Here is a 7323-nt window from a genome sequence, read left to right on the forward strand (position 1 = left end):
CCGCTTTATTTGACCAATTAGACTTAGCTAAAAATTTGAGTCACCATCTAGGGGATATTCGAGAGGCTGAGTTAGTGGCTCGTTTAATCGCTTCGTGGCAACCAGATGTAGTCTTTCATTTAGCGGCGCAATGAGCGTCCTATATCGAACTCAAGTCATTGACAGATAGTCAATCCTTTAATAACAGGAGGCACAAAGTGGACATAGTAAATTCAATACATATCCAGATTAAGCAGATGCTCAAAAAGCAATCAAAAATTGATGGCAGATTTTTGGTAGTTGCCGCAGTCTTAGGATATTTTGGGTTATTGTATCTAGCTAACTTTTTTGTTCCCTATCACAGGTTTTGGTGGAAACTGGGGGTTCCTGCGGCTGAAAACGCTTTTATCGATCTTGGAGCGGTATTAGGTGCCTTTGATTGTGATCGATTGACTGAGGAAGTTTCCCTAATCAATAATTCCTGCTTCAAGCAAATATCTTATCCTAGTAGTTGGTCTTCATTAACTTGGCTGGGGTTAGAGCAGCGTGATACTATATTTTGGGGAGTTTTCTTTGCTTTAATCTTTTATGGGATAACTTTAATTATCATTGGCAGATTAAATTATCAAGAAGCTGTAGTTTATGCCCTAATTTTATGCTCACCACCGGTAATGCTTTTAGTGGAACGTGGCAACGTAGATATTGTTATCTATTCTTGGCTTGGTGTCGGACTGATAATAATTAAGAATAGCCGAGCATTAATTTTTAGGTTGTGCGCCTATTTATTAATATTTTTTTGGGGGTTTGTTAAACTATTTCCAATTTTTGGACTGGCGGTAATTCTTAAAGAAAAAAGAAATCTATTTCTGTTCTTGTCGGCTATTTTTACCACTGCTTTTATTACTTATTTTCTCGCTAGTATAGGGGAGATGAAAACTATCTCAAGCGTTCATGATGGGAGGATTTGGTATAGTTTTGGCTATAAAGTCCTCTTTGGTGCAGTCAAATATATTCTATCAAAGCTTACTAGCGGCGAAACTGATCTTAAAAATACGATCATATATATGATGTATATAATTATGATTTTATTTACTATGTCAATCTTAACAAGAGTTTTATTGTCGAAACTTAAAATTTTTAAAGAATGGCTTAGTTCGGATTTTGTCTCAACCGATTCGGACAAATCTTTAGATAAAAGTCGATACATTGATTACTTCCGTCTTGCGGCAGCAATTCATTTAGGAAATTTTCTTGTTATTGGCATGCTTTATGATTACAAATTAACTTTTCTAATCTTTGCCCTTCCTCAAATTTTGGATTGGATTAAGCAAGAAAATCAATTGAGCTTACCTTCCAGTATGGCTTTAGTCGCTATGGTGACAACCTTTTACGCAAGTCCATTCTTATATCCTTGGTTAGTTGATGAAATGATCAATTGGCTCTTAGCTGCCAATTTATTATACATGGCAATTCTCTCCATGCCTGAATGGCTAAAAAGTTCAGTCCATAAGAGATTATCTGGCAAATTTTCCGTATAAGTACCTAAGCAAAATTAATTACACATATCTAACCCCGCTCTTGCCTCTTGCCTCTTGCCTATCTTCACTAGGAAATTAATTTTGCACGACTACTTAAAAGTTTAACCACAGGCTAATATATAGCAAAACTCAATGAATTGTCAAAGCCCATTAACCAATTGACATTCTCGGTCAAGTTCATGTATAGTAGCTCCCAAAGATTTAGGGTGATGGCTTTAAGCCTTCTCAAAAATTCTTTTCGGCGATTACTGGCAGAAAGCCGTTGAAATTAACTGAAAACCCAGTATAGCGAGTCTATTTGACTTGTGAACAATCGTAGCTCCCCTCTCCTTCTGGGATGAGCCTGATGGGTTTTGGCAGTGCATGGATACTTATCGAGAAATGGAAATACTCAATCACCTTGATGACACTGGACAAGCTAGATGGAAAATATGGTAAAGAAAGCATTTTGGCCGGGCAAAAAGGTCTTGATCACGGGTCATACTGGCTTTAAGGGGTCTTGGCTGGCGTTTTGGTTACTCCATCTAGGGGCAGCGGTAAAAGGCCTCAGTTTAGCTGCCAATACCACCCCCGCTTTATTTGACCAATTAGACTTAGCTAAAAATTTGAGTCACCATCTAGGGGATATTCGAGAGGCTGAGTTAGTGGCCCGTTTAATCGCTTCGTGGCAACCGGATGTAGTCTTTCATTTAGCGGCACAACCCTTAGTGCGACTTTCTTATCTGGAGTCGGTGGCAACCTGGAACACAAATGTCATGGGGACTATTCACGTTTTAGAGGCCCTGAAAAGCCTGACTCATCCCTGTGCCGCCGTGTTTATTACTAGCGATAAGTGCTATGAGAATCGGGAATGGGTCTATGGTTATCGGGAAAATGACCCATTAGGGGGTTATGATCCCTATAGTTCTAGTAAGGCGGGGGCGGAATTAGCGATCGCATCTTGGCGAAATTCCTTCTTTAAAACCCCTCAAACCCCCATCGGTATTGCCAGCGCCAGGGCAGGAAATGTCATCGGTGGCGGAGATTGGTCCCTAGATCGGATTGTACCCGATGCGATGCGAGCTTTGATGAAATCCGAACCAATTCCGGTGCGGAACCCTCTAGCGACTCGCCCTTGGCAGCACGTTTTAGAGCCTTTAGGTGGCTATTTACGGTTAGCTGAGTCGATTTATGAGCAGTTGATGACGGCTAATTGGCAGCAAGACAGCCGGGGGTTATATGGGGCGTTTAATTTCGGTCCGTCTCTGACTTCTAATCGTCCGGTTAAAGAGTTAGTTGAGTCTATCCTACAACTTTGGCCGGGAACTTGGCTCGATCAAAGTGATCCGAATGCTGTTCATGAGGCTAAATTGCTTAATCTAGTCACAGATAAGGCTTTCCATACCCTAAAATGGCAACCCGTCTGGGATTTTCGGCAAACCCTCAAGGAAACGGTGACATGGTATTATCAAGCGGCTCAAATGGACTCTGAAGATAAAGCACAATTGCAAGACCTTACTCGCCAACAAATCGAATATTATCAAAGTTGTCTGACCGATTAGCGAACTCAAGGCTGATAATAGTGCAAATTAAGTAATCATTAAGTTCAAATTTCGCCTCTGAAAGGAAATTAACCATGACTCAATCTATTTCTCCCCCCAATACAACCACCGAAGCAGAACTGCGATCGCAAGTCTTTCAAGCCGTACAAGAATACTATAAACACAAATTTCAACCCCGGGCTTTTGTGGCGGGACAGACCTATATCCCGGCATCGGGTAAGGTATTTGATGAGCAAGAATTAGTCAAATTAGTGGATTCTTCCCTAGATTTCTGGTTAACGACGGGCAGATATGCGGCGGAATTTGAGGAACGTTTTGCCCAGTGGATGGGGGTAAAACATTGTTTATTAGTCAATTCCGGTTCTTCAGCGAATTTAGTGGCCTTAAGTGCCTTAACTTCCCCTAAATTGGGAGAAAAACAACTTAAACCGGGGGATGAAGTCATTACCGTCGCTGCGGGTTTCCCGACCACCGTTAATCCCATCTTTCAAAATCAGCTAATTCCGGTCTTTTTAGACGTTAAATTACCCGGTTATGACCTCGACATCGAGCAGCTGGAATCGGCCTTGTCAGAGAAGACTAAAGCGATTATGATCGCTCATACCCTGGGAAATCCGTTTAATTTAGAAGCGGTGATGGCTTTTGCCGAAAAACATGACCTTTGGGTAGTTGAGGATAACTGTGACGCGGTGGGAAGTCTCTATAAAGGGCAAAAAACTGGCACCTTTGGGCATTTAGCAACGGTTAGCTTTTATCCTGCCCATCACATGACTATGGGAGAAGGAGGGGCGGTTTTAACCAGTGATACCCGCTTGAAAAAGATTGTCGAGTCATTCCGTGACTGGGGGAGAGATTGTTGGTGTCCTCCGGGGGTAGATAATACCTGTAATAAGCGCTTCGGTTGGCAGTTAGGAGATTTACCCTTTGGCTATGACCATAAGTACACCTATTCTCATGTGGGTTATAACCTAAAGATGACGGATATGCAAGCCGCCGTCGGGGTAGCGCAACTGGATAAATTGCCAGGATTTATCAAAAAGCGCTGGGAAAATTTCGATTTTTTGCATCAAAAGTTACAGGAGCTTCAAGATGTTTTAATTCTGCCTGAAGCCAGCCCCGATTCTGAACCGAGTTGGTTCGGGTTTCCGATTTTTGTCAAGGAAAATGCGCCTTTTAGCCGCAATGATTTGGTTAAGCATTTGGAGGAAAAACGCATTGGCACAAGGCTATTATTTGGAGGAAATTTACTGCGCCAGCCTCTTTATAAGGGGTTAAATTATCGAGTTATTGGGGATTTAAGTAATGCAGATAAAATCATGAGTAGTGTTTTTTGGCTGGGCATTTATCCCGGATTAACGGAGGAAATGTTAGAATATGTTGTCTTGACGCTAAAAAGTTTCTGCCAAGGGTGATTAAGGGAAAACCGACTTTTTTAAGTATTCTTGGCTTTTCTTAATGACAAAGAGATAAACATGACACCATCCACAATTAATTTGTTCAAAAAATCACCGCCAATTACCTGGGAGAAACTGCCAGATGATTTTATTCTACCTGACGAACCTGTGGACAATAACCTGCAACCCCTCTTAGCAGCAGCTTTACGGGAATCCCTAGAATTAGCAGGACTAATTCTAGAATCAATGCTAATTGCTTCTAATTTTGGCTTATGTGCTACCGTTAAAACTCAAACAGTTGTCAAAGCACCTGACTGGGTTTATATTCCCTCAGTAAAACCGATTCCTAGCGGAACAATTCGGCGCAGTTACACTCCCCACCTTGAAGGAGAAATTCCTACCATCGTCCTAGAGTTTATCTCGGAAACCGAAGGGGGTGAATATTCCGTCAACCCTCACTATCCCTATGGAAAATGGTATTTTTACGAGCAAATCTTACAAGTACCTGTCTATGGAATATTTCAGCCAAAAACCGGAGAATTAGATGTTTATTGTTTAGTGGCAGGAAAGTATGAGCAGCAGTTGCCAGACGAGAATAATCGTTACTGGATAAAAGAACTTAACTTGTTTATCGGTATCTGGCAAGGAACCAAAGCTGAATTTACTACTAATTGGTTGCGCTGGTGGGATAAGTCGGGAAATTTGCTATTATGGGGCAGTGAGTTAGTAGAGCAAGAAAGGCAACGAGCCGAACAGGAAAAGCAACGAGCCGAGCAAGAGCGGCAACGAACCGAGCAAGAGCGTCAACGGGCCGAACAAGCTGAGTTAGAACTTGAGCAAGAACAAATTGCTCGCCAACGTTTGGTGCAAAAGTTAAAAGAGTTGGGAGTCAATCCTGAAAATCTATAGCCCATTTTAGATATTTGAATTAGTGAAATTACTTATGACAGCCATGCAACTACTTCAGTCAAACCCCTTACCAACTATTACCTGGGAAAAACTGCCAGAAGATTTCATTCTACCTGATGAACCTGTGGACAACAACCTGCAACCTCTCTTAGCAGCCGCTTTACGCGAATCCCTAGAATTAGCAGGACTAATTCTAGAATCGATGCTAATTGCCTCTAATTTTGGCTTGTGTGCTACCGTTAAAACTCAAACAGTTGTCAAAGCACCTGATTGGGTTTATATTCCCTCAGTAAAACCCATTGCTAGTGGAGAAATTCGGCGCAGTTATACTCCCCATCTTGAAGGAGAAATTCCTACCATCGTCCTAGAGTTTATCTCGGAAACCGAAGGGGGTGAATATTCCATCAACCCTCACTATCCCTATGGAAAATGGTATTTTTACGAGCAAATCTTACAAGTACCTGTCTATGGAATATTTCAGCCAAAAACGGGAGAATTAGATGTTTATTGTTTAGTGGCAGGAAAGTATGAGCAGCAGTTGCCAGACGAGAATAATCGTTACTGGATAAAAGAACTTAACTTGTTTATCGGTATCTGGCAAGGAACCAAAGCTGAATTTACTACTAATTGGTTGCGCTGGTGGGATAAGTCGGGAAATTTGCTATTATGGGGCAGTGAGTTAGTAGAGCAAGAAAGGCAACGAGCCGAACAGGAAAAGCAACGGGCAGAACAGGAAAAGCAACGAGCCGAGCGCTTGGCGGCAAAACTGCGATCGCTGGGAGTTGAAGTTGATGATAGTTTATGATAGGAAAGTAGCACCAGTTGTTCACCCCAACTAATCCAATGGCTCAAGAAACCCTCCTAATTGCAGCTAACCCACTAGGGATCAAGCTACCACCGACCCAAGATGAACTACCTTCTGATGATGGTATTCCCATGGAAACCCAGAGACACGGACTGCAAATGCAGTTATTAGTCAGACCTCTATCCCAGTGGTTAAAAACCCAAGGACGAGAAGCGTTTGTGGGGGGCAATATGTTTGTTTACTTTAGCCCTAATCAAGTGCGGAACGAAGATTATCGCGGACCTGATGTATTTGTCGTCTTGGACGTGCCTCGAAAAGAACGGAAAAGCTGGGTCGTCTGGGAAGAAGAAAAAGCTCCTGATGTGGTGATTGAGTTGCTTTCTGAAAGTACAGCAAAAAAAGATAAAGAAGAGAAAAAACTCATCTATCAGAATCGTTTGCGGGTGACAGAATACTTTTGGTATGATCCCTTTGACCCAGAAGATTTAGCGGGACATCGCCTAGAAGGGGGCGTTTATAAATCTTTAAACCCAGATGCTCAAGGCAGGTTCAGCAGCGAAATATTAGGGCTAGTGTTAGTGCGGTGGCAGGGAATTTATGGGGATGAACAAGAGCCGATTACTTGGCTACGTTGGGCAACAGCAGAGGGGCAATTGCTCCCCACTATAGAGGAGTTAGCAGAGCAGGAAAAGCAACGGGCTGAACAGGAAAAGCAACGAGCCGAGCGCTTGGCGGCAAAATTAAGAGCGCTAGGAGTTGAAGTTGATGATAGTGTATGAAATAATTGCCGGCATTGTCCACCTACAGGTCTATTTGATAATTAATTTAATGCACCTACTTAGTGGCGGGCAGTTTATGAGAGCTTATTAAATATTAGGAAGGACTGTTGACGACAATGACACCATCTGCTATTGATTTACCGACAAAATCAACGATAATCACCTGGGAAAAACTGCCAGATGATTTTATTCTACCTGACGAACCTGTGGACAACAACTTGCAACCCCTATTAGCAGCAGCTTTACGGGAATCCCTAGAATTAGCAGGATTAATTCTAGAATCGATGCTAATTGCTTCTAATTTTGGCTTATGTGCTACCGTTAAAACTCAAACTGTTGTCAAAGCGCCTGACTGGGTTTATATTCCCTCAGTAAAAC

At 42.2% G+C, this 7323-nt stretch carries 7 protein-coding genes and 1 pseudogene; all 8 read left to right on the top strand.

The genetic code is table 11. The annotated features are described in order from the left end of the window. Positions 1-134 (top strand): GDP-mannose 4,6-dehydratase (locus IQ242_RS11940; protein WP_255520651.1); only part of this gene is annotated, 134 nt, incomplete at its 5' end. A gap of 102 nt (positions 135-236) precedes the next feature. Continuing rightward, a complete protein-coding gene (locus IQ242_RS11945) occupies positions 237-1517 on the top strand; it encodes a hypothetical protein (protein WP_193960120.1) in 1281 nt (426 codons plus the stop codon). Positions 1518-1939: 422 nt separating this feature from the next. Continuing rightward, positions 1940-3058: a CDP-glucose 4,6-dehydratase gene (gene rfbG / locus IQ242_RS11950; RefSeq protein WP_193960121.1), complete on the top strand. Its 1119-nt coding sequence runs from the start codon at positions 1940-1942 to the stop codon at positions 3056-3058. Between the two features lie 74 nt (positions 3059-3132). After that, complete coding sequence (gene rfbH / locus IQ242_RS11955) at positions 3133-4470, top strand: lipopolysaccharide biosynthesis protein RfbH (protein ID WP_193960122.1); 1338 nt, start codon at positions 3133-3135, stop codon at positions 4468-4470. Positions 4471-4530: 60 nt separating this feature from the next. Beyond that, positions 4531-5361 carry a Uma2 family endonuclease gene (locus IQ242_RS11960; RefSeq protein WP_193960123.1) on the top strand — a complete coding sequence of 277 codons (831 nt, stop codon included), beginning with the start codon at positions 4531-4533 and terminating at the stop codon, positions 5359-5361. 34 nt (positions 5362-5395) lie between these two features. Further along, positions 5396-6166, top strand: coding sequence for a Uma2 family endonuclease (locus tag IQ242_RS11965; RefSeq protein WP_193960124.1), 771 nt, complete (start codon positions 5396-5398; stop codon positions 6164-6166). 38 nt (positions 6167-6204) lie between these two features. Continuing rightward, positions 6205-6945 carry a Uma2 family endonuclease gene (locus tag IQ242_RS11970; RefSeq protein WP_193960125.1) on the top strand — a complete coding sequence of 247 codons (741 nt, stop codon included), beginning with the start codon at positions 6205-6207 and terminating at the stop codon, positions 6943-6945. Positions 6946-7061: 116 nt separating this feature from the next. Next, positions 7062-7323: pseudogene (locus tag IQ242_RS11975) on the top strand (hypothetical protein); the annotation flags it as partial.

Origin of the sequence: Microcystis sp. LEGE 08355 (assembly GCF_015207185.1) — a bacterium.
In the GTDB taxonomy this organism is placed as follows: Bacteria; Cyanobacteriota; Cyanobacteriia; order Cyanobacteriales; family Microcystaceae; genus Microcystis; species Microcystis panniformis.

Bases quoted from the DNA above. Each gene is read 5' to 3' on its own strand.
- rfbH (WP_193960122.1), top strand. From the start codon at position 3,133: ATGACTCAATCTATTTCTCCCCCCAATACAACCACCGAAGCAGAACTG.
- IQ242_RS11960 (WP_193960123.1), top strand. From the start codon at position 4,531: ATGACACCATCCACAATTAATTTGTTCAAAAAATCACCGCCAATTACC.
- rfbG (WP_193960121.1), top strand. From the start codon at position 1,940: ATGGAAAATATGGTAAAGAAAGCATTTTGGCCGGGCAAAAAGGTCTTG.
- IQ242_RS11965 (WP_193960124.1), top strand. From the start codon at position 5,396: ATGACAGCCATGCAACTACTTCAGTCAAACCCCTTACCAACTATTACC.
- IQ242_RS11970 (WP_193960125.1), top strand. From the start codon at position 6,205: ATGGCTCAAGAAACCCTCCTAATTGCAGCTAACCCACTAGGGATCAAG.
- IQ242_RS11945 (WP_193960120.1), top strand. From the start codon at position 237: ATGCTCAAAAAGCAATCAAAAATTGATGGCAGATTTTTGGTAGTTGCC.